Genomic DNA, 22,998 nt, shown 5'->3' on the forward strand with positions numbered 1-22,998 from the left:
ATCGTCGGAGCTTAATCTTGGGGGGCGGAGGGCGATCCATGCCGACAGGCAGGCTTTTCGTCATTCCGCCGCCTCCCTGTGAACGGATGCGTCGACCGGGAAGCGACAGGTCACGATGGTGCCGCGGCCTTCCTCGGAGACCAGCTCGACCGTGCCGCCATGCAGTTCCACGAAGGAGCGCACGATGGACAGGCCGAGGCCGACGCCGCGGTGGCCGCTCGAGCCGCCATGCGATTCGAAACGGTCGAAGACGCGGTCGATCACGGCCTGGGAAATGCCGCGGCCGCGATCCTCGACGCGGAAGACGATCTCCTGGCCCTTGCGCAGGGCCGAGAGCGTCACGGTGCCGCCGGCCTGCGAGAAACCGATGGCGTTGGAGAGCAGGTTGAACAGCACCTGGCGCACGCGCTGGCCGTCGGCCTCGAAATTGCCGATCGCCTGGCTCGCCTTCATCTCCAGCCTGACGCCGGTCTCGGCCAGACGCGGCTGCACCGCCTCCGCCACGCCTTGCATGGCTTCGCGGATGTCGACCTTGCCGAGGTCCAGCGTCATGGCGCCGGCATCGATGGTGGCGAGATCGAGGATGTTGTTGATGATGGCATAGAGCGCATCGGACGAGGTCTTGATGTAGCCGGCATATTGGCGCTGCTTCTCGTTCAGCGGCCCGGCGGCGCCATCGGCCATCAGCTGCACGAAACCGATGATGTTGGTGAGGGGAGAACGCAGCTCGTAGGAGACGTGATGCACGAAGTCGTTCTTGAGGCGGGCAGCTTCCTCCAGCGCCTCGTTCTTCTCGACCAGGGCGTTCTCGAAATTCACCGAATCGGTGACGTCGGTGAAGGTGGCCAGCGTGCCTCCGTCCGGCAGCGGCACGGTGGCGACGTCGATGACGGTGCCGTCCACCCGCATCATGCGCTGGTCGGTGGAATGGCGGGCATCGCCGAAGGAGGTGATCACGCCCTTGAGCGCCTGCCACACCGCCTCGTCGCGGAACAGGATCGAGCAACGCGACACCACGTCGTCGATATGGGGGCGCTGCTCCAGCATCTCCTGCGGCAGCCGCCAGATCGCGGCGAAGGCGGGATTGGACAGGCGCAGCCTGCCATCGGATCCGAAGGCGGCGACGCCCTCCTTCAGGTTTTCCAGCGTCTCGCCCTGGACGCGCGACAAGGCCTTGTAGCGGGCCTCCAGATCGATGCGCTCGGTGACGTCCTCGAACAGATAGGTGACGCCGCCGGCCGGGTTGGGCGTGGTGACCACCCGCGAGGTGCGGCCGTCGGGCAAATGCCACCAATGTTCGGCGGGCTCGAAGGCCCGGTATGCCTCGTGCAGCTTCGATTTCCAGGCCCTGAAGTCGGCCTGCTCGGGCAGGCGGCGCTGGGCGCGCAGGCGGTCGAGGATCTCGCTGTCGGTGGGCTTGCCGTCGAGGAAGGCCGCGTCGAGCTGCCAGAGCGCGGCAAAGGCAGCATTATAGAAGGTCAGATGCTGGTCGGCGTCGAAGATCGCCACGGCGGTGGCGAGCTGATCGAGCGTGCGGACATGCGCCTCGATCTGGCGGCCGATATCGGCCCGCATCGTCTCGACTTCCGACACGTCGATCGCCATGCCGGCCGAACCGCGGGAGGAGGGAATGTCGATCACATCGAGCGTGCGCCTGGCACCGCCGACCACTGCCGGCACGCGCTTGAGGAAGGGCTTGCCTTCGAGACGCGCGGCATTGGCTTCCTCGCGGGCCGGCCGGTCGAGCAGCTCGACGTCGCCGCTGAGGACGTCGTTCTCGTCCTGGGCGTCGACCGCCCTGGCATAGGCCTTGTTGACCCAGACCAGCTTGCCATTGGCATTGCGCAGCCAGAGCGGCACCGGCGCCTCGTCGAGCAGTGAGCGAATCGCCTCGATCTCCTCGCTGGCGCGGCGATGCCGGTCAGCCAGACGGGCGAGTTCCAGGCGATCGCCGGTGACGTCGCGCAGTCTGAGCACCGCGCGTCCGCCAATGGCGCGGCCATCTGCCTCGACATAGCCGCCATGGCGCGAGCGCGCCACCATATGGAAGCTCTCACCGCGCCCGCGCAGTGCCGCGATATGCTCTTCCAGCGTGCGGGTATCGTGATAATCGAGCCAGCCGGTTCCGATCAGGCCGCGCCGGGAGGGCGAGATGGTGACCCCCGGCAACTCTCCGGAAAGCAGTGGCAGGTCCTCGGTGCCGGACCAGACCGCGATCAGCTGCGGTTCGGACATCAGCAGCGCTTCGGCGCGTTCGGCGCGCGCGGCAAGCGCCTGCGCTTCGGCCTTGGCCGCGCGGTCGCGCTTGAGCCAGGCATTGCGGGCGCGCAGATAGAACACGGCAAGACCCGTCGCCAGGATCAGCAGGCCGGCGAACAGGGCCAGCATGGCGAGGATGCGGCGGTCGGCGCTGGTGAGATTGCCGAACAGGCCCGATGCTGCCGGCACGGTGTCGGCGGCCAGTGCGGCGGAAACCGGCAGGACGACGGCCAGGAAAATGCCGACGTATAGGCGGGCCGGCAGCCGGGGCCACCTCGGCAATTCCCTTTCCTTGCGCCTGCCTTGCCGTCTGTCCTGTCGCATCTTGTTTCGACGAATCCCTTCGGTACCGGACAGGCGCCGGCGAATGACGTTCCGCTCACCCTGAAACGCAACGCGACGTTGGCAGGACCGCTGCGGCCTTCGCCCCTCCTCGGGATGGGCGGAAACCACCAGGCTGCTGCGACCCCGTCTGCCAGGGGCGCGAGCACCGACATGCCACGCCCTCGCACATCTGCGGGCAGCGCGGACCGAATGAAGACCGGTCCTGCCCGCAAAGGGTACCGGTCGTCACTGCGAATGACGTCCGGCCTTGCGCGGAAGCCCGGCTTCGCGGCCTTGATGACCGTGAACCCGTCCTCCGAATCAGTTCACTTTACCCTCCCCTTGACTCCCGCCGGAAGAGGTCATTCGGCGGCATGCAAGGAAATTTGCGGGTGCAGGCTCCCCACAGGGGAGCCAGACATGACGAAGCGACCCGTCATCTTGGCACCGATCATGGTTACCACGGGCTTAACAAGCCTCGATTGCCGGCGGAAATCGCCGAGGGAACAGGGATCGGCCCGCCAACAAAAAAGCCGCCCCGAGGAACGGGGCGGCGGTGCCATATCGCTTCACTATGATGTGGTGGAAAAGAACCTCTTCTTACACCTTGGTGAATGAAATCCGGCGCGAACGGCCTCAATAGGCCTCGCTATTGCGCAGCCGGTGCGCCCCGTGCCGGACGGCATTCACCTTGCGGGGCTGGACTGCGCTATCGTTCTTGCCAGCCTGATGGTCATTCTCACCCATCTGCTGAGTTGTCGCGGGTGCGCCATAGAGTTCAGGCCCGGTAACCAGATGGCCATGGGCATTCGCGGCCGTCGTAGCAACAACAATACCAAACGCCGCAATCGTAGAAATCGTAAAGATCTTCATGATCATCTCCTTGAAAATTCACAGCAAGGTGAACAAGCAATGATCCTAATCTACGAGGCGATGTCCTGACGTGCAATTCACGAGAAGCATACGATGCGTGAATTATTCGTGATGGCGAATTGACGGATAGGGATAGACCAGAAACACGTCAGAAATACTTGTGGCAATTCCATGGTCAGCAGAAAGCCACCGTTCTGGTAACGGCGGTTTCAAAAGTCGGAGGCGATGCCCTTCACTTCCCAGTCGCCATAGCGCACGGGTTCGGGACCGTCGCGGCCGTTGATCTCGCGCGGACGCTCGGCCGGCTTCTCCGATTTGCGGCGCTCGGCCGCCTCGGTGAGGGCGCGCTTGGCCGCTTCGCTCAAGACCTTGCCGGGCGCAGCATGGGGAGGCGTATCGGATTCAGAAGCGGACATGGGTTCTCCATCGCCAATATGCTATGTTCGATCAAGCACTTCTGCGAAAATCGGCTCGATTTCGCCCGCGGCGTCGAACAATGCCCCGCCCGCTCCCACCGGCCATGAGGCTGACCTTCGGGAACCGAGGTCCACGATGCCGGGGAGGGCAAATGCGCACCGCAGGCTTCCATAGATGGGAGCGCGAATCAAAAAAACGAAGAGCCGACTTGTCATGGCGGCAGGTGAGATTATAGTCAGGAAATAAATATTATCCGCAGTGAAGTCTGCGGGGCTTGGATGCATGCCGTAAAGCCTCTTCCATCCGGCGGATGCGAGCAAGCCCCATCAGGCCAAGGGCGGCGAATAGCGCTGCGCCGGCTTCGGAGGAGGCGGGCGCAGCGTCAACAAGTACGAAATCCAGACGCTCAAACCAACCGCCATAACGGCAGAGGGGAAGAATATATGACAAGAGTAGCCGTCATCGGTGCCGGTCCCTCGGGCTTGGCTCAGCTCCGCGCCTTCCAATCGGCGGCCCGCAAGGGTGCTGCCATTCCCGAAATCGTCTGCTTCGAGAAGCAATCGGACTGGGGCGGGCTGTGGAACTACACCTGGCGCACGGGCCTCGACGAATATGGCGAGCCGGTGCATGGCAGCATGTACCGTTATCTCTGGTCGAACGGCCCCAAGGAATGCCTGGAATTCGCCGACTACTCCTTCGAGGAGCATTTCGGCAAGCCGATCCCATCCTACCCGCCGCGCGCCGTGCTCTGGGACTACATCAAGGGCCGTGTCGAGAAGGCGGATGTGCGCAAATGGGTGCGCTTCAACACCCCGGTGCGCATGGTACGCTACGACAAGGGCACCAGGAAGTTCACGGTGACCGCGCATGAGCGCACCGAAGACCGCATGTATGACGAGGAGTTCGACTATGTCGTGGTGGCCTCCGGCCATTTCTCGACGCCGAACGTACCCTATTTCGAGGGTGTGAAGAGCTTCAACGGCCGCGTGCTGCATGCCCATGACTTCCGCGACGCCCTGGAGTTCAAGGGCAAGGACATCCTGATCGTCGGCCGAAGCTATTCAGCCGAAGACATCGGTTCGCAATGCTGGAAATACGGCGCGAAGTCGGTCACCACCAGCTACCGCTCCAAGCCGATGGGCTTCAAATGGCCCGAAAATTTCGAGGAGCGTCCGCTGCTGCAGCGCCTGGAGAACCGCACGGCCTATTTCGCCGACGGCTCCAGCAAGGAGGTCGACGCCCTCATCCTATGCACGGGCTATCAACATCACTTCCCGTTCCTGCCGGACGACCTGCGCCTGAAGACCGCCAACAGGCTATGGGCCGACCATCTCTACAAGGGGGTGATCTTCGACCAGAATCCGCAGCTCTTCTATATCGGCATGCAGGACCAGTTCTACACCTTCAACATGTTCGACGTGCAAGCCTGGTGGGCCCGCGACGTGATGATGGGCCGCATCGAGCTGCCGCCTGAAGCCGAGCTCAAGGCCAATTTCGACAAATGGCGGGCCCGCGAGGAAACCCTCGAGAATGCCGAGCAGATGATCTGGTACCAGGGCGACTATGTGAAGGAGCTGCTGGCCGAGACGGACTATCCGCAATTCGACATCGAGGCCACCAACAAGACCTTCATGGAGTGGGAGCACCACAAGATGGAAGACATCATGGGCTTCCGTGACCATGGCTACCGCTCGCTGATGACCGGCACCATGGCCCCCAAACACCATACGCGCTGGGTGGAGGCGCTCGACGACAGCCTGGAGACCTATCTGCGCACCGAGCCGGCGGAAGCCACCAAGGTAGCGTAACGCCTCTCGATGAGAGGCAGTTGCGGCGCCGGCCCGAGACGATGCGGGGCCGGCGTTCGCGTTTCCCGGGACCGCCAGCATCCTGCTGGCTCTTGGAACCGCTGCATGGTGGGAGGAAAAGCCAGCAGGATGCTGGCGATCCCAGGGGTTCAGTGCCCCGCTCCCCCGATTCTTTCAGCCAGGAAATCCACGAAGGCGCGGATACGGGCGGCCAGGTGATCGTGGCCGACGAACACGGCATGGATCAGCTCGACGTCGAGCGGGTTGTGGTCCTCCAGGAGCGGCACCAGCAGGCCGGCATCGATGTCGGGCTGGACATGAAACCGGCCGAGGCGCACCAGGCCGAGGCCGTCCAGGCAGAGCTTGCGCATGGTCGGCCCATTATTGGCCTTGAGATTGCCGGCAACCTGCACGTGTCGTACGGAAGCCGAACCGGGATCGCGGAAGGGCCAGCTGTCGAGGCCGCGCCGGAAGTTGAACAGCAGACAATTATGCCGCTCGAGATCCTCGGGCCTGGCGGGCATGCCATGACGGGCGAGATAGCCGGGCGAAGCGGTGATCACCCGCCGGCTCTCCAGGATCTTGCGCGCCTTCAGCGTCGAATCGCGCAGGGCTCCTGAGCGGATGGCGATGTCGGCCTTCTCCTCGACGAGGTCGATGACCTCGTCGGTGAGGGAAAGGTCGAGCTCGACCTTGGGATAGCGCGCCAGGAAGTCGGGCAGCACCGGCACGACGCAGCGCGCCCCGAAGCCCACCGAGGCGCTGACGCGCAGCCGCCCCGATGGCACGACCTGCCCCCCGCTCGAGATCATCCGCTCCGTTTCGGCAATGTCGGCCAGAATGGCCTGGGCGCGGCCAAGATAGGTTTCTCCCTCGGGGGTGAGCTGCAGGGTTCGCGTCGTGCGCACCAGCAGGCGGGCACCGAGCCGATCCTCGATGCGGGTGACGAGTTTGCTGACCGCCGAGGGCGAGAGATGCAGCTTGCGCCCCGCCGCCGAGAAACTACGCAATTCGGCCGCGGTGACGAACACTTCCATTTCGCCGGCCCGGTTGTCCATGACAGCCTCTTATGAATTTAATTCAAAGCTATTCATCCATTATGCCTGATTATCGTGGCAATGCGTAGCGATCATATTGGCCCGACAAGCATTCACCCTTTTCGGGACCATTCTCATGCCCCTCGCCCTCCTTGCCCTCACGATCGCCGCTTATGCGATCGGCACTACGGAATTCGTGATCGTCGGCCTGCTGCCGACGGTCGCCGCCGATCTCGGCATCACTCTGCCGCTCGCCGGCCTGATCGTCAGCGTCTACGCCCTCGGCGTGACCTTCGGCGCTCCCATCCTCACCGCCCTCACCGGGCGTCTCGGCCGCAAGGGCCTGCTGCTCGGCCTGATGGCGCTGTTCATCGCCGGCAACAGCGCCGCGGCGCTCAGCCCCAGCTATGAATTGCTGCTGGTCGCGCGCGTGCTCTCGGCCTTCGCCCATGGCGTGTTCTTCTCGGTCGGCGCTACCATCGCGGCCGATCTTGTCGCGCCCGATCGCCGCGCCTCGGCCATCGCCATGATGTTCATGGGCCTGACGGTGGCGATCGTCACCGGCGTGCCGCTCGGCACCTTCATCGGCCAGAGCTTCGGCTGGCGCGCCACCTTCTGGGGCGTCGCGGGCCTCGGCCTGGTCGCCTTCATCGCCATCGCCGTGCTGCTGCCGGCCACGCTCCGCAAGGCCCCCCCGGCCCGGCTGATCGACCAGGTCCGGGTTCTCGGCAGCGGCCGCCTGCTGCTGGTCTTCGCCATGACGGCCCTCGGCTATGGCGGCACCTTCGTCGCCTTCACCTATCTCGCCTCGATCCTGGAGAAGATCACCGGCTTTGCCGCCGGCAGCGTCAGCCTCATCCTGGTGCTCTATGGCGCGGCAATCGCCGTAGGCAACCTCGTGGGTGGCCGCATCGCCGACCGCAATCCCGCCAAGGCGCTGATCGGCCTGTTCGCTCTGCAGGCCGCGGTGCTGGCCGCCTTCGCCTTCACCGCGACCTCACCCGTGCTGACCCTGGTGACTCTGGCCGCCCTCGGCTTCCTGTCCTTCGCCAATGTGCCCGGCCTGCAACTCTATGTGGTGCAGCTCGCCAAGATCCATCGACCGGCCGCCGTCGACGTCGCCTCGGCCCTCAACATCGCCGCCTTCAATCTCGGCATCGCCCTGGGCGCCTGGGTCGGCGGGCTGGTGGTCGCCTCCCCGCTCGGCCTCGGGCTGACACCCCTGGTCGGCGCCGCCCTGGTTGTTGCAGCCCTCCTGCTGACGCTGTGGAGCGCCGCCCTCGACCGCCATCCGGAACCGATCGGCCAGTCGGTTTGATCCTGCTGCGTTTTTCGAAAGGACATCACCATGGACTATCGTCGTCTCGGCTTATCCGGCCTGAAGGTGCCGGTCCTCAGTTTCGGTGCCGGTACTTTCGGCGGTTCGGGGCCCCTGTTCGGCGCCTGGGGCAGCACGGATGAGAAGGAGGCGCGCCGCCTTCTCGACATCTGTCTGGAGGCCGGCGTGACCCTGTTCGACACCGCCGACGTCTATTCCAACGGCGCCTCCGAGGAAGTTCTCGGCGCCGCCATCAAGGGCCGGCGCAGCGAGGTGCTGATCTCGACCAAGACTGCCCTGCCGATGGGCGACGGGCCCGGCGACTACGGCACCTCGCGGGAACGCCTCATCCGTTCCGTCGAGGCTGCACTGCGCCGCCTCGGCAACGACCATATCGATCTCCTGCAGCTGCACGCCTTCGATGCGGGCACGCCGATCGAAGAGGTGCTCTCGACGCTGGACGGCCTCGTCCGTGCCGGCAAGGTGCGCTATCTCGGTGTCTCCAACTTTTCCGGCTGGCAGATCATGAAGTCGCTCGCCATCGCCGACCGGCATGGCTGGACGCGCTATGTCGCCAACCAGGCCTATTACTCCCTGATCGGCCGCGACTATGAGTGGGAGCTGATGCCCCTGGGCCTCGACCAGGGTGTCGGCGCCCTGGTCTGGAGCCCGCTCGGCTGGGGCCGCCTCACCGGCAAGCTCCAGCGCGGCCAGGCCCTGCCGGCAGGAAGCCGGCTGCACCAGACCGCCGATTTCGGCCCGCCGGTGGATGACGAACGCCTATTCCGCGTCATCGACGCCCTGAACGAGGTGGCCGGGGAAACCGGCAAGAGCGTGCCGCAGATCGCCATCAATTGGCTCACCAGCCGACCCACCGTATCCTCGGTGATCATCGGCGCCCGCAACGAGGACCAGCTCAGGCAGAACCTCGGCGCCATCGGCTGGAGCCTGACGCCCGAGCAGCGGCAGAAGCTCGATGCCGCCAGCAGCGTGGAAGCGGCCTATCCCTACTTCCCCTATCGCCGCCAGGAAGGCTTCGCCCGGCTGAACCCGCCGGCGGTGTAAGGGGGCGCGTTACCGCCAATAACCGCAAGCACCTCGCTGTCCCGGCGAGGCGCTTTTCCTGGGATCGCCAGCATCCTGCTGGCTCTTCGTCGGCAGCGAATACCCGCAAAGGTCGCATTTGCGGGAAAGCAGAGCCAGCAGGATGCTGGCGGTCCCAGAGGACACCTCCCCTATCCCTTCACCCGCTCCATCCTGGGATCGTAAAGCGGCTCGAGGAACACCCGCGCCTTTACCCGCTCCGTCGCGACTTCGAGTTCGTAGTTCCCGGAAAGCACATAGTCGGCATCGACGCCGGCGGGATCGCGCACATAGCCGTAGCCGATATTCTTGCCCACCGTGTAGCCATAGCCGGCGGAGGCCAGCCAGCCGCAGCGCTTGCCGTCGCGATAGATGGTCTCGCGGCCGAGCAGGATCACGGCGGGATCGTCGACGGTGAAGCCTGCCAGCAGGCGCGGCAGCGGCTTGGCGGCCTGCTCGATCAGCGCCTCGCGACCGAGGAAGGGGATGCCCTTCTTCAGCTTCGCCGCCCAGCCGAGCCCGGCCACCAGGGGCGAATGATCCGGCCCGATCTCGCCACCCCAGGCCCGGTAGCCCTTTTCCAGGCGCAGCGATTCGATGGCGCGATAGCCGGCATTGACGAGGCCGAACGGGGCTCCGGCGGCCATCAGCGCGTCATAGACCGTCAGCGCGAATTCCATCGGCACATGCAGTTCCCAGCCGAGCTCGCCGACATAGGTCACCCGCAGGGCTAGGATGCGTGCCCCGGCGATGTGAAGCGGCCGGGCGCTGCCGAAGGGCGCGGCCTGGTTGGAAAGATCCTCGCTGGTGAGCGCCCCGAGAATCTCGCGCGCCTTCGGGCCCATCAGCACCAGCACGGAAAACTGGGAGGTGACCTCCTCGACCTGCACGTCGAGCCCGTCAGGAACGTTGCGCCGGATCCAGTCGAGATCATGGGTGGCGAAGCCGGTGCCGGTGACGAGGTAGTAGCTGCCGTCGCCGAGGCGGGCGACGGTGAGATCGGTCTCGATGCCGCCCTTGCGGTTGAGCATCTGGGTATAGGTGAGGCTGCCCGGCTTCTTGATCACGTCGTTGGCGCAGAGCCAGGACAGGGCCTTGTCCGCATCGCGCCCCTTCACCGTGAACTTGGCGAAGGAGGTCTGGTCGAACACCACGGCAGCCTCTCGGCAGGCCCTGTGCTCGCGGCCGACGGCCTCGAACCAGTTCTGGCGGCCATAGCTATAGACGTCCTTGGCCTCCTCGCCTGCAGCAGCGAACCAGTTGGGCCGCTCCCAGCCGAGCTTTTCGCCGAACACCGCCCCCTGGGCTTTCAGCCGGTCATAGAGCGGCGAGCGGCGCAGGGGACGGCCGGACTGATACTCCTCAAAGGGCCAGGCCATGGTGTAGTGCTTGGCATAAGCCTCCATGGTGCGCTGGCGCACCCAGCCGGTATCGAGCGTATTCTTGCCGAAGCGGCGGATGTCGACCGCCCACAAATCATAGGGCGGTTCGCCCCTCGCCACCCATTCGGCCAGGGCCATGCCGGCGCCGCCGCCCGAGGCGATCCCGAAGGCGTTGAAGCCGCAGCCGACATAGACGCCCTTGGTTTCCGGCGCGGCGCCGAGGATGAAATTGCCGTCCGGCGTGAAGCTCTCGGGACCGTTGATGAACTGCTTGATGCCAGCATTTTCCATGGCGGGCACGCGGCCGATGGCGAGCTCCATCAGCGGCTCGAAATGGTCGAGATCGTTCTCCAGGAGCTGGAACTCGAACTTTTCGGTCGCCCCGGTATTGGCCCACGGCTTGGGGTTGGGTTCGTAGCCGCCCATCACCAGGCCGCCGACCTCCTCCTTCCAGTAGGTCAGGCGATCGGGATCGCGCAAGGTCGGCAAATTGGAGGTGACGCCCTCGATCCGCTCGGTGATCAGATATTGGTGCTGCATCGACACCAGGGGTATGTTGACCCCGGCCATGCGGCCGATCTCGCGCGACCATTGGCCGGCGCAAAGGACGATCTTTTCAGCCCGGATGCGGCCCTGGTCGGTCAGCACGGCCTTGGCGACGCCGCCCTCGACCTCGATGCCGGTGACGGTGATGCCCTCGCGGAAGGTGACGCCGCCCATGCGCGCGCCCTTGGCGAGCGACTGGGTGATATCGGAGGGCGAGGCCTGCCCGTCCGTCGGCAGGAAGGCGGCGCCGACCACGTCGTCCACCTGCATCAGCGGCCACAGATCCTGGGCTTCCTTCGGGCTGAGCAGCTGCATTTCCAGGCCGAAGGAGGTCGCGGTGGTGGCCTGGCGCTTCACCTCGGTCCAGCGCTCCTGATTACAGGCGAGCCTGAGGCCGCCATTGCGCTTCCAGCCGGTGGCAAGGCCCGTCTCTTGCTCCAGCCGGTCATAGAGAGCGACGGAATAGCCGAGCAGCTGGGTGATGTTGGCATTGGTCCTGAGCTGGCCCACCAGCCCGGCCGCATGCCAGGTCGAGCCAGAGGTGAGCTTGCCGCGTTCGAGCACCAGCACATCCGTCAGCCCCATGCTGGCGAGATGATAGGCGGTGGAGCAGCCGATGATGCCGCCACCGATGATGACGATTTTCGCGGAAGAGGGCAGGTCGGACATGGAGATCTCCTGGGAGCGCGGACCTACCTAGGTTCAGCGCACCAATCCTGGTGTGCCGATCTCCAGATCGGCATTCTGGGAAACGCTTCGTTCGTCGTAAAAGGACGCCGATCTGGAGATCGGCACGCCGGGCGGATCTTACCCATCCTGCCACGCCCGATACGCCGCCTCGTAGCGCCTGAGATTCTCGGCCGTATAGGCGGCGTAGTCGAAATCGAGGGTGGAGTGGATTTCCGACACCATGCTCCACATCGTCTCGCGCAGCAGCGAGGCCGCCGTCATGGCGGCCAGGCGGCGGCGCAACCCGTCGTCGAGCGGACGCTCGAAATAGGCCTCTGCCAGACTGTCCTGCGCGGCCACATCGAGCTCGGAATTGGAAACGAGGCCGCCGAGATCGAACAAGGGCGAATTGAATCCGGCATAGTCCCAATCGACGAGCCAGAGCCTTTTGCCGTCGTCGAGGAAATTGGCGGCCAGCAGGTCGTTGTGGCCGAAGACGATGTCGACGGGACCGACGCCTTTCTCCAGGCGCTCGCTCTCGGCCAGCAGGCGCGGCAAGAGCGCCAGGTGCCGGCTGGCCCCTTCCCTGAGCGTATGGCCATAGTCGCGCAGGACCTGGAACACCCAGAAGATCGCCGCCGGCCCCCGGAAGAAACGAGGCATTTCGCGGTGGCAGCGCCTGATGAGCTCGATCATGGCCTGATGGTTGCGGGGATCGCGCACGTCCTGCGGCGTGAAGGTACGCCCCTCGATGAAGCGCAGCACCAGCGCGCCCGGCTCGTGATGCACCACTTCCGGCGAGATGCCGGCGGCGAAAGCGGCCTTGCTGGCGGCCAGTTCGTTGGCGCGGCTGATCTGATGGAGAGGGATGTCGTCACCGATCCGCACGACATATTTGCCGTCGCCGTCCACCACGGTGAAATTGGTGTTGGTGATGCCGCCGCCGAGCGGCTGCGGCTCGACCTTGCCGCGCCAGCAGGCCAAGGCCGCCGCTTTCTCGCGGGGGCTGTGAAGCGGCACCGTGGGCATGGCAGCTCCGGATGGTTTATTCAATGTTATGGCAACCTAACCCGATCGGGATCAAATCGTCCAGACGGCATGCCCGAAATGGCCGGGGTGACGAAGCCCCGGCGGCGTCTTCCAAGCCGGCGCCTGCCAATTCCAGAAGCGTCTAAGCCTTGGCTTTTCGCGCCGTATGCGACAAAAGGGACCGGGGGCGACGTATTGCGGCAATGCAGTCGCCCGCTTGCGAATGTTTGGAAAGAGCCCTTCGGGTGCAAGACATCGGAGTTACGGTCGACCCGAAGGGAGACTTCAGGGAAGATTCGCAATCTCCATTGATGAAATGACGCTGCGGTAAGGCCGGAGTTCTTTTGTGATTCGAGTGCAACGGTAATATGGCGACCGGCCGGACAGATCGGGTGATCACCCCGACGACGCGAAGTGCCACCCAGATCATGGAGTGCCACGATTGCGGGCTGCTGCATGACGTGCCGCCGCTTCAGGACGGCATGCGGGCGCGCTGTTCCCGCTGCGGCGCCACGCTTGAACATTTCCGCGCCATCTCGCTGAGCCATGCCTATGCCTATAGCCTGGCCGGGGCCATCTGCTTCGCCATGGCCAATTTCCTGCCCTTCATCCGGCTGGAGATTTCCGGTCGCGCGCAGGTGGCCAGCCTCGTCACCGGCATCAAGGCGCTCTACGACCAGGGCCTTTGGGAACTGGCCATCGTCGTCGCCTTCACCATGCTGGTGGCGCCCGGCTTGCAGATCCTCGCCCGCCTCACCGTCCTGGCCGGTTTGAGGATGAGGCGCCCGCCGCGCTGGCTGCCGCTCGTCCATCGCGGCGCCTCTTTCGTCGGCCGCTGGGCGATGATCGAAGTCTACATGCTCGGCCTTCTCGTGGCCTATGTGAAGCTGATCGATCTCGCGCATGTCGATCTCGGCCCCGCCGTGTTCGCCGTGGTGGCACTGATGCTGGTCACGGTGGCGACCGGCGCGCTCCTGGACGACGAAACCATCTGGCGCAGCTTTGCGCGCAAGGGGCTGGCCCCGCCACCGCCCAAAGTAGACCCCAGGCGGCCGACCGCCCTGTGCGAAGCCTGCTGGCTCGTTTCCAACCTGCCCGCTTCAGGGCATGGGACCTGTCCGCGTTGCTCGGCCCCCCTGCATCAACGCAAGCCCAACAGCCTGACCCGAACCTGGGCCCTGCTGATCACCGCCGCCATCCTCTACATCCCGGCCAATCTCTTCCCGATCATGACGGTGATCTCGCTCGGACATGGCGAGCCCGATACCATCATCAGCGGTGTCATCGCCCTGGCGGATGCCGGCTTGTGGCCGCTGGCCGCGCTGGTCTTCTTCGCCTCGATCCTGGTTCCCGTGCTCAAACTGGTGGGCCTGATGGTGCTGCTGATCACAACCCAGCGCGGCTCGACCTGGCGCCTGCAGGATCGGACGGTGCTCTACCGGATCATCGAGTTCGTCGGGCGCTGGTCCATGATCGACATCTTCATGATCTCGATCCTGGTGGCGCTGGTGCAACTGGGCGAGATCGCCACCATCGAGCCCGGCATCGGCGCAATCGCCTTTGCCAGCGTGGTCATCATCACCATGATCGCCTCTGAATCATTCGACCCACGGCTGATGTGGGATGTGTTGAACCGCCACGATGCGTCGGGCCGCGACACAGGAAAGAAGGGCCATTGACCGACTCTGACACCTCCAAGAACGGCAGCGACACGGCCACGCCGGATCTCGATCCGCCGCGCCGTCGCCGCCTGTCCGCGATCTGGCTCATCCCGATCGTGGCGGCCGCCATCGCGCTCTATCTGGGCTGGGTCACGCTGTCGGAGAAGGGGCCGGAGATCACCATCACCATGCGCACGGCCGAGGGGCTGGAGCCGGGCAAGACCCAGATCCGCTACAAGGCCATCGTCTTCGGCACGGTGAAGAGCATCGCCCTTGCGCCGGACGGCAGCCACGTCATCGTCACCGCCGACATGACCAAGCAGGCCGAACCGCTGATGCGCGAGGGCACGCTGTTCTGGGTCGTCAGGCCGCGCCTGTCGGCCAGTTCCGGCATTTCCGGCCTGTCGACCATCATCTCCGGCGTCTATATCGAGTTCGATCCGGGCAAGGCCGGCACGACGGCCGACACCTTCGCCGGCCTGGAGCTTCCCCCGGTCATTCCGACCGACGCGCCCGGCACCGAGTTTTCCCTGAAGACCACCCAGATCGGCTCGATCAGCGCGGGATCGCCGATCTTCCATCGTGGCCTCGAGGTCGGCCAGGTGCTCGGTTACGATTCCTCCAACCTCGCCGACGGCATCACCATCCGCGCCTTCGTGCGGGACCCCTACGACAAGGAAGTGCGCACCAGCACCAATTTCTGGAACGCATCCGGTGTCTCCCTCACCACGGGTCCCCAGGGCTTCCGGCTTCAGCTCGATTCCATCCAGGCCCTGCTGGCGGGCGGCATCGCCTTCGACACACCCATCGACATGCCCTCGAACGAGCGCGCGCCTCCCAAGGCGACGTTCACGCTCTACCGGGACCAAGCCAGCGCCGACGAAGCCAAATATACCGTGCGTCTGCGCTACCTCGTCTACTTCGATTCCTCCGTCGGCGGCCTTGTCCCCGGCTCCAACGTGGAGTGGCACGGCCTCAAGATCGGGCAGGTCGTCAATGTCAGCCTGCAATATGACGTCGGCAAGAACGCTCCGCGCGCGCCGGTGCTGATCGAGATCGAGCCGCAGCGGATCCAGCTCGTCGGCGCGGACGGCCCAATCAATCCCGAAACCGTGCTGAAGTCGCTGGTCGCCAAGGGTCTGCGCGCCGAGATCAAGACCAGCAACTATCTCACCGGGCAGAGCGTGGTGTCGCTCGACATCGACCCCAAGGCCGGACCGGCAGAACTGGGCACCGGCGATACCTATCCGGTCATCCCGACCAGCCCGAACCAGTTCGACTCCGCCCTGCGTTCGGTCAACGACATCCTCGACCGCATCTCGAAACTGCCCCTGGACAAGCTGGTGATCCAGGCCAACGACACCATGAAGTCGTTCCAGGATCTGGCCGCCGGGCCGGAGATCAAGGAATCGCTGCGCTCGCTCGCCGCGGCCCTCACCTCCGCGCGCGAGCTGATCGACAAGGCCAAGACCGATCTCGCGCCGGCGATGCAAAGGCTGCAGCCGGTGCTCGACACCGCCCAGCAGTCGATGAAGCGCATTAATTCCACGCTGGGCTCCTTCGACCAGGGCTATGGCGGTTCGTCCGCCTTCAAGCGCGACCTCACCCGCCTGATGTCGCAGGTCGACGATGCCGTGCGTTCCATCCGCGTGCTCACCGACTATATGCAGCAGCACCCCGAATCCCTGATCCGGGGCAAGACCAGAGGAAGCAACTGATGCCGTTCGTCTCCTCCCGCCGCCCTGGACGCGTCGCGGCCCTCGCGGGCCTCGGCCTGGCTCTCGCTCTGCTTGCGGCCTGCGCATCGCCGGAAGCCAAGATCTACACCCTGGCCGCCCAAAGCGGGCAAAGGGTGACGGGCCGGCCGGTCTCGCTGTCGATCGAGACGGTGGACGTCGCCAAATATCTCGACCGGCCGCAGCTGGTGCGGCGCTCCGGCGACGTGCAGCTCGGCGTCTCCGAATTCGAGCGCTGGGGTGAGCCGCTGGGCTCCATGGTGCAGCGCGTGCTGGCCGAGGATCTGCGCCGGCGCCTGCCCGCCGGCTCGCTGGTGACCACCAGCCAGACCCTGTCGGGCAAGGAATCGGCCACGCTGGAACTCTCGGTGAGCCGTTTCGACACCAATGCCCAGGGCGTGGTGGTGCTGCAGGCCCAATGGCGGCTGCATTACCGCAATGGCGGACGCAGTGCGGCGGCCCAGGCCAATATCGCCGTTCCCCCGGCCGATACCGGAGCACCCGCCCAGGTCGAGGCGATGAGTTCGGCCCTCGACCAGCTCGCCGGACACATCGCCGCCAAGCTGCGCTGAGGCGCGCGCGGGTCGCACGCAAGAATCTTGCGTCGCCCATACACATCATTGTGAGCCGCCAAACTCCGGATCAGCGTAACGCTTGTTCTTTCCGAACGTAGTGCTTTGCGAGGAACGCGCATCTGCGTGCCCTCGCAATCAATATGCCTAAAAGGAAAGAAGTGACCCGCATGAATACATTCTTCCACACCTCTGAAAACGGAAGCGGCTCTTATCGTTTTCTGGCCATTCTGCGTTGGGTCATGGTCGTAATCTTCGTGTCGTTCGGCATGCAAAAATTCACGTTGCAGTCGGCTCAGGGCATTGCCCAGTTCATCAGCAACAGCCCCTTCATCTCATGGTTGTCGCTGCTGGGTCTGCGGGGCGAGGCGTATTTTCTCGGTGTTGCCGAGTTCGTCATTGCGGCGCTGCTTGCGGCGGGTGCTTTCAGCCCGATCCTGTCGGCCGCCGGTTCCCTGATGGGCATCGTCACCTTCGCGATCACATGGTCGTTCTTCTTCACGACGCCCGGGGTCGTGCAATGGAGCCTGTCGACCGACCCGATGGCCTGGAATCTGACCGGCGAATTCCTATTCAAGGATATCGTCCTGCTTTGTGTCTGCGTGGTTCTGTTTCTGGCCTCTTTGCCGCGGCCGCTCGCAGGGCCACCGACGGCTTGAATCACCTGCCGGAAGCACCAATCGGCTTTTCGGCCGAGACAGCGTTTCAAAACAATCGGTTATAGCGGTTAGCGATCCGTCCGATCGCAACTTCCGGCGCGCAATGCGCTTGTTCGGAAGTCTGTCTCGAGAAAATTTCGCCGCCATGTCACAGCGGCGGAGGCTGGCTCGTCATGTCTGCGCAAACCGATCAGGAGGACATGATCATGAAAGCCAGATTGAACCCCTTCGCCGCCTCTCCCGCCATCATGAAGCAGTGGCTCGACTTCTCGACCGGCATCGACGGGCTGGAGGTGAGCCTGATGGAACTGGTCAAGATGCGCGCCTCGCAGATCAATGGCTGCGGCTTCTGCCTGCACATGCACGCCCTCGACGCCCGCAAGCTCGGCGAGAGCGAGGAACGGCTCTATCTGCTCGACGCCTGGCGCGAATCGCCGCTCTATAACGACCGCGAACGCGCGGCCCTGGCCTGGACCGAAGCCCTCACGCTGGTTGCCGACAAGCGCGCGCCCGACGATGTCTATGAGCAGGTGAAGGCGCAGTTCACCGAGGAGGAACAGGTGAAGCTGACTTTGCTGATCATCGCCATCAATGGCTGGAACCGGGTCAATGTCGGCTTCAACGCCGTGCATCCGGTGCGCGCGAAAGCGGCGGCCTGATGCCGGGCGCCAGCCACGCCGATGCGGCCGCGAGCTTCGATCCCTTGCGGCCGCGCCTGATCCGCATCGCCTATCGCATGCTGGGATCGGTCGCCGACGCCGAGGACGTGGTGCAGGATGCCTTCCTGCGCTGGCTCGACACCGACCGTGCCGAGGTGCGCGAGCCCCTGGCCTTCCTCACCCGCACCGTCACCCGGCTCTGCCTCGACGTGCTCAAATCGGCCCGGCGTCAGCGCGAGACCTATGTCGGCCCCTGGCTGCCCGAGCCGGTGCTGGAGGAGGGCGAGGACGAGGTCGAAGACGTCACCTTGCCTCTCTTGCTGGCGCTTGAGCGGCTCTCGCCGCTGGAGCGCGCCGCTTTCCTGCTGCATGACGTCTTCGGCGTCTCCTTCGACGAGATCGCCGAGACCATAGGGCGCGATGCCGCCGCCTGCCGCCAGCTCGCCAGCCGGGCACGCACCCATGTACGTGCCTCCCGGCCGCGTTTCGACATGCCGAAGGAGCGGGGGCTGGAGATCGCCCACGCCTTTTTCGCGGCCTCGCGCAGCGGCGACATGACGGCCCTGCAGGCCCTGCTGGCCGCCGATGTCGCCGTGCATTCCGACGGTGGCGGCAAGAAGCCGGCTGCGATGAAGCCGATCTTCGGCATCGAGGACGTGATGAAGCTGCAGGCCGGCCTGGCACATTACTTCGCCGAGACCATGTCGAAACTGGTGCGCTTCACCTATATCAACGGCCTGCCGGGCTTCATCACCATCGAGCGCGACGACACGCTGCAGACCACGGCCCTCGACATCCGCGACGGCCAGATCGTCGGCATCTACGTCACCCGCAATCCTGACAAGCTCAGGCATATCGGGGAGGCGTCCCTGCATTGAGGGGGGTGGCAGCAGGCTTGGCTTGAGGTAGCGCTGCCCCTCACCCTTACCCTCTCCCCGTAAACGGGGCGAGGGGGACTTCCATGTCCCGCCCTATCCAGCGGGCGCCCTGTCTCGCATCTAGGCGCAACGTCTGACGCCCCTCGCCCCGTCCTTACGGGGAGAGGGTAAGGGTGAGGGGCAGTACGACTCTAGGAAGTCTACAACTCCTACCCCCGCGTCGGGATCTTCAGCCCGCCGAACATCACGTTGCGCGTCAGCGGGCGATTGAGGAAGTCGTGCGGGAAGCCGAGTTCGATGGCGCTGGCCGCCTCAAGCCGGCTGCGCTGCTCGTCCGAGAAAGTCACCTCGAGCGCGCCGAGATTGTCCTCCAGTTGGGCCAGGGTGCGGGCGCCGATGAGGGGTGAGGCAACCGCCGGATTGATCAGCGTCCAGGCCAAAGCCACCTGCGAGGGCGTATGCCCGGTCTCGCCGGCGACGACCTTGACCGCCTCGGCGATATCGAGACCGCGTTCGGTGAGCGCGCCATTGCCGAGCGCGACGTTGCGGCGGGTGCCGGAGGCTTCGGCCGAGCCGCCGCTGTCGTCGAGATCGGCCCGGCTATATTTGCCGGCGAGCACGCCGCTGGCCAGCGGCGACCAGGGAATGACGCCGAGCCCCATTTCCCTTGCCATCGGCACCAGCTCACGCTCGATGGTGCGCTCGATCAGATTGTACTCGACCTGCAGGGCGATCAGCGGCGCCCAGCCGCGGAGATCGGCGATGGTCTGCATGCGGGCGATCTGCCAGGCCGGCGCATCCGAAATGCCGGCATAGACGATCTTGCCCGCCCGCACGAGATCGTCGAGGCCGCGCAGCACTTCCTCCACCGGCGTGGTGAAGTCCCAGGCATGCAGATAGAGCAGGTCGATATAGTCGGTGCCGAGCCGCTTCAGGCTCTCTTCCACCGACCGCACCATGCTCCTGCGGTGGTTGCCGCCGGAATTGGGATCGCCGGGGCGGGAGGGCAGCGTGTATTTGGTGGCGATCACCAGCCGGTCGCGGCGATCGGCGGCGAAGGCGCCGACAAAGCGCTCCGAGGTGCCGTTGGTGTATTGGTTGGCGGTGTCGATGAAATTGCCGCCGCGGTCGACATAGGCGTCGAAGATGCGCCGGGCCTCGACCTCGTCGGCACCCCAGCCCCAATCGGTGCCGAAGGTCATCGTGCCCAGGGACAGGGGCGATATCCTCAGGCCGGAGCGGCCGAGCAGGCGATAGTCATCCAGAGCGAGCGTCATGGGGGTCATCCTCCGTTGCGATGCTGGGCGGAAGATGGCGGCTGACGACTGCTGCGTTAATGGTGTAGAATTCGCATGGGTTATGAAGAAGGGCTTGTATAATGCGCGGCAGCGACCATGCGGAACTGCGGGCTTTCGTCGCCGTGGTCGAGCATGGCAGCTTCGTGAAGGCGGCCGCCCATCTCGGGCTTTCTCCCTCCGCCCTGAGTCAGACCATCCGCTCGCTCGAGGAGAGGCTCGGCGTGCGCCTCCTCAACCGCACCACCCGCAGCGTGGCGCCGAGCCAGGCCGGCGAGCGCTTCCTCGCCCGGCTGCGGCCGGCCTTGTCCGATCTCGACGCCGCCGTCGCCGATCTCAGGAGCCTGCGCGACAGCCCTTCCGGCCTGCTGCGCATCAATGCCACGCGCATCGCCGCCATCCATGTCATCGGGCCGCTGATCGGCCCCTTCCTCGAAGCCTATCCCGACATCACGCTCGATCTCGTCAGCGAGGACAGGCTGATCGACATCGTGGCCAACCGCTTCGATGCCGGCGTGCGCCTCGGCGAGATGGTGGAAAAGGACATGATCGCCGTACGGCTCGGCGGCGAGCTCCGGCTGATGGCCGTCGCCGCCCCGGCGTATCTGGCGCGCAACGGCACGCCCGCGACGCCGCACGATCTCGCCCGCCATCGCTGCATCAATTTCCGCTGGCCGACCGACCTCAGCCTCTATCACTGGGAATTCGAGCGCGAAGGCCGCCCGCTCGAAGCGGCTGTCGAAGGCCCCCTGATCGTCAACGAACCGGAGGTCGCCTGCCAGGCGGCGCTGGCCGGCGTCGGCATCGCCTATCTGTTCGAGCACCAGGTCCGCCGCGGGCTGGATGCCGGCGAGCTGGTCCACCTCCTGGCGGACTGGTCACCGCCCTTTCCGGGCTTCCACCTCTATTATCCCAGCCGCCGCCAGATGGCGCCGCCGCTGCGGGCCTTCCTCGACTTCGTTGCGGCAAAGCAGGGCAAGGCAGCGAGAACCTAATCCAGGCGCATATGCAGCAGCGGATAAGGGCGTCCGTCGCCATCGAGCGCGGAGCGGCCTGTCTCGACGAAGCCGAGATGGCGGTAGAAGCCGACGGCCTGCGTGTTCTGCTCATTGACGTCGACGGTCAACGACCCCTCGCTTTGCTCCTTGGCATGGCGAACCAGCAAGGTGCCGATGCCCTGGCCACGCTTGGCGGGATCGATGAACAGCGAATCGATATGGCGATCGGACATCCCCATGAAGGCGAGCGGCCGGTCGTCGCCATCAACGGCAACATGCAGGGGAGCAGCCGGCAGGTAATCGTTGGCGACCAGCTTGTCGATCGCCTCGAAATCGCCGGGCAACAGGAAATCATGCGTCACCTTGACGGACCCGCGCCAGATCTCGAGCAGATGGGGCACGTCCGTAGGACGCGAGGAGCGAAGGGTGATCATGACAAGCAAGTCCAAATAAAGTGACATTCATGCCGGCAGGATGTCGAGCAGACGGCGGAGATCCGTGATGGTAGCGCCCTCTCGCCCCGCCCGGCCCACGCCGCAGCGATCGAGGTGGCACACAGTCCAGTTGGAGGCATAGGGCCCGATAAAAAGCAGGATCGGGCTTTGCAGCGCCGATCTCGAATGAGAAGCAGGCACAGTTCAACAGATCAGCGAAGAGAGCCTCCAGCGGAGCTGCATAGGGTTGCGCAAGATTAGAGGCAAGGGCGACGCGATAGCCCGCCCGACGCAGTGCGATAAGAACCTCACGGCTTCCCGCAAAAGCGCGGATGGAGGCCAATTCCGCTTCGAGATCGGCCTTCCATTCGAGGCTCGGCTGCACGCCGCACAGATCGGCAAATGCGGCGAGATCGAGCGGCCGCGTGATTGACGAGGCCAAAACGCCAGCCCGCGGGCCCCGCGCGATCTGCACATAGGGCCGGCGCTCGTCTACGATCTCGACCACCGTGCCGAACGCGTCGAAAGCAACGGCCTTGATGGCACGAGTCCGGTTCATCTGGCGGCTCAGCTATCAGCCCTTATAGCCACCCATGGCGCAGACGATCTGCCATTCCTCGTCCGTCACCGGCTGCACGGAAAGGCGCGACAGCTTCACCAGCGCCATGTTGGCGAGCTTGGGCTCGGCCTTGACGTCGGCCAGCGTCACCGGCTTGGGGAAGGGCGCCACCGCCTTGAAATCCACCAGCACCCAGGGCTGGCCGGGCGTGGCCGGGTCCAGATAGTGCTCGCGCACCACCTCGGCGACGCCGACCACGGCCTTGCCTTCATTGGAATGGTAGAAGAAGGCCTTATCGCCCTTCTTCATCGCCATCAGGTTGAGTTTGGCGGCATGGTTGCGCACGCCGTCCCAGGGCGTACCCTTGTCGCCGGCGGCGACCTGCTGGTCCCAGCTCCACACTTCGGGTTCGGACTTGATCAGCCATTGGGCCATGTCGATTGCCCCGCCGCGATCAGAGGCCGGCCGGGGGCTTGATGCCCCAGCGCCAGCGGCGGATGCTCGTGGAGGCGAACAGGCCGGCCTTGGCGTAAGGATCGTTTTCGGCGAAGGTCCGGGCCTCGGCCTCGCTGGGGAAATCCACGATCAGCAGCGAGCCCACCATCTTCTCCTCGGCGTCCAGGAACGGGCCGGCGCCGAGAATATGGGCGTCCTGCGTCTTCAGATAATCGAGGTGAGCCGGGCGCGTCGCCTGCCTGAGTTCGAGACCGTTGGGAATGTCCTCGCATTGGATGACGAATAGCATGGCGGCGCCTTTCCTGATGTCGGTGTCCTCGCGTAGCGATTCCGGGAGACGATGTCG

The 22,998-nt window shown here is 65.0% G+C and carries 21 protein-coding genes; 11 read left to right on the plus strand and 10 right to left on the minus strand.

Features of this window, described 5'->3' with window-relative positions; all coding sequences use genetic code 11:
- Positions 1-60: 60 nt before the first annotated feature.
- Positions 61-2,541 (minus strand): PAS-domain containing protein, encoded by a 2,481-nt coding sequence (locus J8I29_RS08565; RefSeq protein ID WP_245196814.1) that lies wholly within the window; start codon positions 2,539-2,541, stop codon positions 61-63.
- Between the two features lie 462 nt (positions 2,542-3,003).
- Here J8I29_RS08565 and J8I29_RS08570 point away from each other — a divergent pair, with 462 nt between their 5' ends.
- A complete protein-coding gene (locus J8I29_RS08570; protein WP_209431333.1) occupies positions 3,004-3,201 on the plus strand; it encodes a hypothetical protein in 198 nt (65 codons plus the stop codon).
- A gap of 18 nt (positions 3,202-3,219) precedes the next feature.
- On the opposite strand, the gene J8I29_RS08575 is transcribed toward J8I29_RS08570, so the two are convergent.
- Together J8I29_RS08575 and J8I29_RS08580 are read right to left on the minus strand one after the other, a co-directional pair.
- Positions 3,220-3,456, minus strand: coding sequence for a hypothetical protein (locus J8I29_RS08575; protein WP_209431334.1), 237 nt, complete (start codon positions 3,454-3,456; stop codon positions 3,220-3,222).
- A gap of 209 nt (positions 3,457-3,665) precedes the next feature.
- On the minus strand, positions 3,666-3,872 hold the full coding sequence (locus J8I29_RS08580) for a DUF1674 domain-containing protein (RefSeq protein WP_209431335.1): 207 nt from the start codon (positions 3,870-3,872) through the stop codon (positions 3,666-3,668).
- Between the two features lie 444 nt (positions 3,873-4,316).
- On the opposite strand from J8I29_RS08580, the gene J8I29_RS08585 reads away from it, so the two are divergent.
- Positions 4,317-5,681 (plus strand): NAD(P)/FAD-dependent oxidoreductase, encoded by a 1,365-nt coding sequence (locus tag J8I29_RS08585; RefSeq protein ID WP_209431336.1) that lies wholly within the window; start codon positions 4,317-4,319, stop codon positions 5,679-5,681.
- A gap of 149 nt (positions 5,682-5,830) precedes the next feature.
- On the opposite strand, the gene J8I29_RS08590 is transcribed toward J8I29_RS08585, so the two are convergent.
- Positions 5,831-6,739, minus strand: a complete 909-nt coding sequence (locus tag J8I29_RS08590; protein WP_209431337.1) for a LysR family transcriptional regulator — start codon at positions 6,737-6,739, stop codon at positions 5,831-5,833.
- Positions 6,740-6,854: 115 nt separating this feature from the next.
- On the opposite strand from J8I29_RS08590, the gene J8I29_RS08595 reads away from it, so the two are divergent.
- Together J8I29_RS08595 and J8I29_RS08600 are read left to right on the plus strand one after the other, a co-directional pair.
- On the plus strand, positions 6,855-8,036 hold the full coding sequence (locus J8I29_RS08595; protein ID WP_105860844.1) for an MFS transporter: 1,182 nt from the start codon (positions 6,855-6,857) through the stop codon (positions 8,034-8,036).
- Positions 8,037-8,066: 30 nt separating this feature from the next.
- The gene (locus tag J8I29_RS08600) at positions 8,067-9,101 is read left to right on the plus strand and encodes an aldo/keto reductase (RefSeq protein WP_209431338.1); all 1,035 of its coding nucleotides are present in this window, start codon (positions 8,067-8,069) and stop codon (positions 9,099-9,101) included.
- A 170-nt stretch (positions 9,102-9,271) separates the two neighbouring features.
- On the opposite strand, the gene J8I29_RS08605 is transcribed toward J8I29_RS08600, so the two are convergent.
- On the minus strand, positions 9,272-11,716 hold the full coding sequence (locus tag J8I29_RS08605; RefSeq protein ID WP_209431339.1) for an FAD-dependent oxidoreductase: 2,445 nt from the start codon (positions 11,714-11,716) through the stop codon (positions 9,272-9,274).
- A gap of 138 nt (positions 11,717-11,854) precedes the next feature.
- Entirely contained in the window at positions 11,855-12,745 is an 891-nt protein-coding gene (locus tag J8I29_RS08610) for a choline kinase family protein (protein WP_209431340.1), read from the minus strand.
- 392 nt (positions 12,746-13,137) lie between these two features.
- Between J8I29_RS08610 and J8I29_RS08615 the strand changes: the two genes are divergently transcribed.
- The 6 genes from J8I29_RS08615 to J8I29_RS08640 all read left to right on the plus strand — a co-directional run bounded on the left by J8I29_RS08615 (position 13,138) and on the right by J8I29_RS08640 (position 18,910).
- Entirely contained in the window at positions 13,138-14,424 is a 1,287-nt protein-coding gene (locus J8I29_RS08615; protein ID WP_181161025.1) for a paraquat-inducible protein A, read from the plus strand.
- Complete coding sequence (locus tag J8I29_RS08620; RefSeq protein ID WP_105860849.1) at positions 14,421-16,124, plus strand: MlaD family protein; 1,704 nt, start codon at positions 14,421-14,423, stop codon at positions 16,122-16,124. The genes J8I29_RS08615 and J8I29_RS08620 overlap by 4 nt, the downstream gene beginning before the upstream one ends.
- Positions 16,124-16,714, plus strand: a complete 591-nt coding sequence (locus J8I29_RS08625; RefSeq protein ID WP_105860850.1) for a PqiC family protein — start codon at positions 16,124-16,126, stop codon at positions 16,712-16,714. Before J8I29_RS08620 ends, J8I29_RS08625 begins: the two co-directional genes overlap by 1 nt.
- A 170-nt stretch (positions 16,715-16,884) precedes the next feature.
- Positions 16,885-17,373 carry a DUF417 family protein gene (locus J8I29_RS08630; RefSeq protein WP_209431341.1) on the plus strand — a complete coding sequence of 163 codons (489 nt, stop codon included), beginning with the start codon at positions 16,885-16,887 and terminating at the stop codon, positions 17,371-17,373.
- A gap of 206 nt (positions 17,374-17,579) precedes the next feature.
- Positions 17,580-18,032: a carboxymuconolactone decarboxylase family protein gene (locus J8I29_RS08635; protein ID WP_209431342.1), complete on the plus strand. Its 453-nt coding sequence runs from the start codon at positions 17,580-17,582 to the stop codon at positions 18,030-18,032.
- Positions 18,032-18,910: a sigma-70 family RNA polymerase sigma factor gene (locus tag J8I29_RS08640; RefSeq protein ID WP_209431343.1), complete on the plus strand. Its 879-nt coding sequence runs from the start codon at positions 18,032-18,034 to the stop codon at positions 18,908-18,910. Before J8I29_RS08635 ends, J8I29_RS08640 begins: the two co-directional genes overlap by 1 nt.
- A 209-nt stretch (positions 18,911-19,119) precedes the next feature.
- On the opposite strand, the gene J8I29_RS08645 is transcribed toward J8I29_RS08640, so the two are convergent.
- Positions 19,120-20,187: an aldo/keto reductase gene (locus J8I29_RS08645; RefSeq protein WP_348535993.1), complete on the minus strand. Its 1,068-nt coding sequence runs from the start codon at positions 20,185-20,187 to the stop codon at positions 19,120-19,122.
- A 101-nt stretch (positions 20,188-20,288) separates the two neighbouring features.
- On the opposite strand from J8I29_RS08645, the gene J8I29_RS08650 reads away from it, so the two are divergent.
- Positions 20,289-21,200: a LysR family transcriptional regulator gene (locus J8I29_RS08650; RefSeq protein ID WP_209431345.1), complete on the plus strand. Its 912-nt coding sequence runs from the start codon at positions 20,289-20,291 to the stop codon at positions 21,198-21,200.
- Here J8I29_RS08650 and J8I29_RS08655 read toward each other — a convergent pair.
- From J8I29_RS08655 to J8I29_RS08665, 3 genes are all read right to left on the minus strand, one after another.
- Positions 21,197-21,637: an acetyltransferase gene (locus tag J8I29_RS08655; protein ID WP_209431346.1), complete on the minus strand. Its 441-nt coding sequence runs from the start codon at positions 21,635-21,637 to the stop codon at positions 21,197-21,199. The genes J8I29_RS08650 and J8I29_RS08655 overlap by 4 nt on opposite strands.
- 574 nt (positions 21,638-22,211) lie before the next feature.
- Entirely contained in the window at positions 22,212-22,631 is a 420-nt protein-coding gene (locus J8I29_RS08660) for an EVE domain-containing protein (protein WP_209431347.1), read from the minus strand.
- A 19-nt stretch (positions 22,632-22,650) separates the two neighbouring features.
- Complete coding sequence (locus tag J8I29_RS08665; protein WP_105860858.1) at positions 22,651-22,941, minus strand: YciI family protein; 291 nt, start codon at positions 22,939-22,941, stop codon at positions 22,651-22,653.
- Positions 22,942-22,998: the final 57 nt, after the last annotated feature.

Origin of the sequence: Labrys sp. LIt4, assembly GCF_017813775.1 — a bacterium.
Classification (GTDB): Bacteria; Pseudomonadota; Alphaproteobacteria; order Rhizobiales; family Labraceae; genus Labrys; species Labrys okinawensis_A.

Coding starts and splice junctions, on each gene's coding strand:
- J8I29_RS08625 (WP_105860850.1), top strand. CDS start 16,124: ATGCCGTTCGTCTCCTCCCGCCGCCCTGGACGCGTCGCGGCCCTCGCG.
- J8I29_RS08645 (WP_348535993.1), bottom strand. CDS start 20,187: ATGACGCTCGCTCTGGATGACTATCGCCTGCTCGGCCGCTCCGGCCTG.
- J8I29_RS08585 (WP_209431336.1), top strand. CDS start 4,317: ATGACAAGAGTAGCCGTCATCGGTGCCGGTCCCTCGGGCTTGGCTCAG.
- J8I29_RS08590 (WP_209431337.1), bottom strand. CDS start 6,739: ATGGACAACCGGGCCGGCGAAATGGAAGTGTTCGTCACCGCGGCCGAA.
- J8I29_RS08570 (WP_209431333.1), top strand. CDS start 3,004: ATGACGAAGCGACCCGTCATCTTGGCACCGATCATGGTTACCACGGGC.
- J8I29_RS08635 (WP_209431342.1), top strand. CDS start 17,580: ATGAAAGCCAGATTGAACCCCTTCGCCGCCTCTCCCGCCATCATGAAG.
- J8I29_RS08575 (WP_209431334.1), bottom strand. CDS start 3,456: ATGAAGATCTTTACGATTTCTACGATTGCGGCGTTTGGTATTGTTGTT.
- J8I29_RS08610 (WP_209431340.1), bottom strand. CDS start 12,745: ATGCCCACGGTGCCGCTTCACAGCCCCCGCGAGAAAGCGGCGGCCTTG.
- J8I29_RS08630 (WP_209431341.1), top strand. CDS start 16,885: ATGAATACATTCTTCCACACCTCTGAAAACGGAAGCGGCTCTTATCGT.
- J8I29_RS08600 (WP_209431338.1), top strand. CDS start 8,067: ATGGACTATCGTCGTCTCGGCTTATCCGGCCTGAAGGTGCCGGTCCTC.
- J8I29_RS08640 (WP_209431343.1), top strand. CDS start 18,032: ATGCCGGGCGCCAGCCACGCCGATGCGGCCGCGAGCTTCGATCCCTTG.
- J8I29_RS08665 (WP_105860858.1), bottom strand. CDS start 22,941: ATGCTATTCGTCATCCAATGCGAGGACATTCCCAACGGTCTCGAACTC.
- J8I29_RS08660 (WP_209431347.1), bottom strand. CDS start 22,631: ATGGCCCAATGGCTGATCAAGTCCGAACCCGAAGTGTGGAGCTGGGAC.
- J8I29_RS08605 (WP_209431339.1), bottom strand. CDS start 11,716: ATGTCCGACCTGCCCTCTTCCGCGAAAATCGTCATCATCGGTGGCGGC.
- J8I29_RS08655 (WP_209431346.1), bottom strand. CDS start 21,637: ATGATCACCCTTCGCTCCTCGCGTCCTACGGACGTGCCCCATCTGCTC.
- J8I29_RS08580 (WP_209431335.1), bottom strand. CDS start 3,872: ATGTCCGCTTCTGAATCCGATACGCCTCCCCATGCTGCGCCCGGCAAG.
- J8I29_RS08595 (WP_105860844.1), top strand. CDS start 6,855: ATGCCCCTCGCCCTCCTTGCCCTCACGATCGCCGCTTATGCGATCGGC.
- J8I29_RS08650 (WP_209431345.1), top strand. CDS start 20,289: ATGCGCGGCAGCGACCATGCGGAACTGCGGGCTTTCGTCGCCGTGGTC.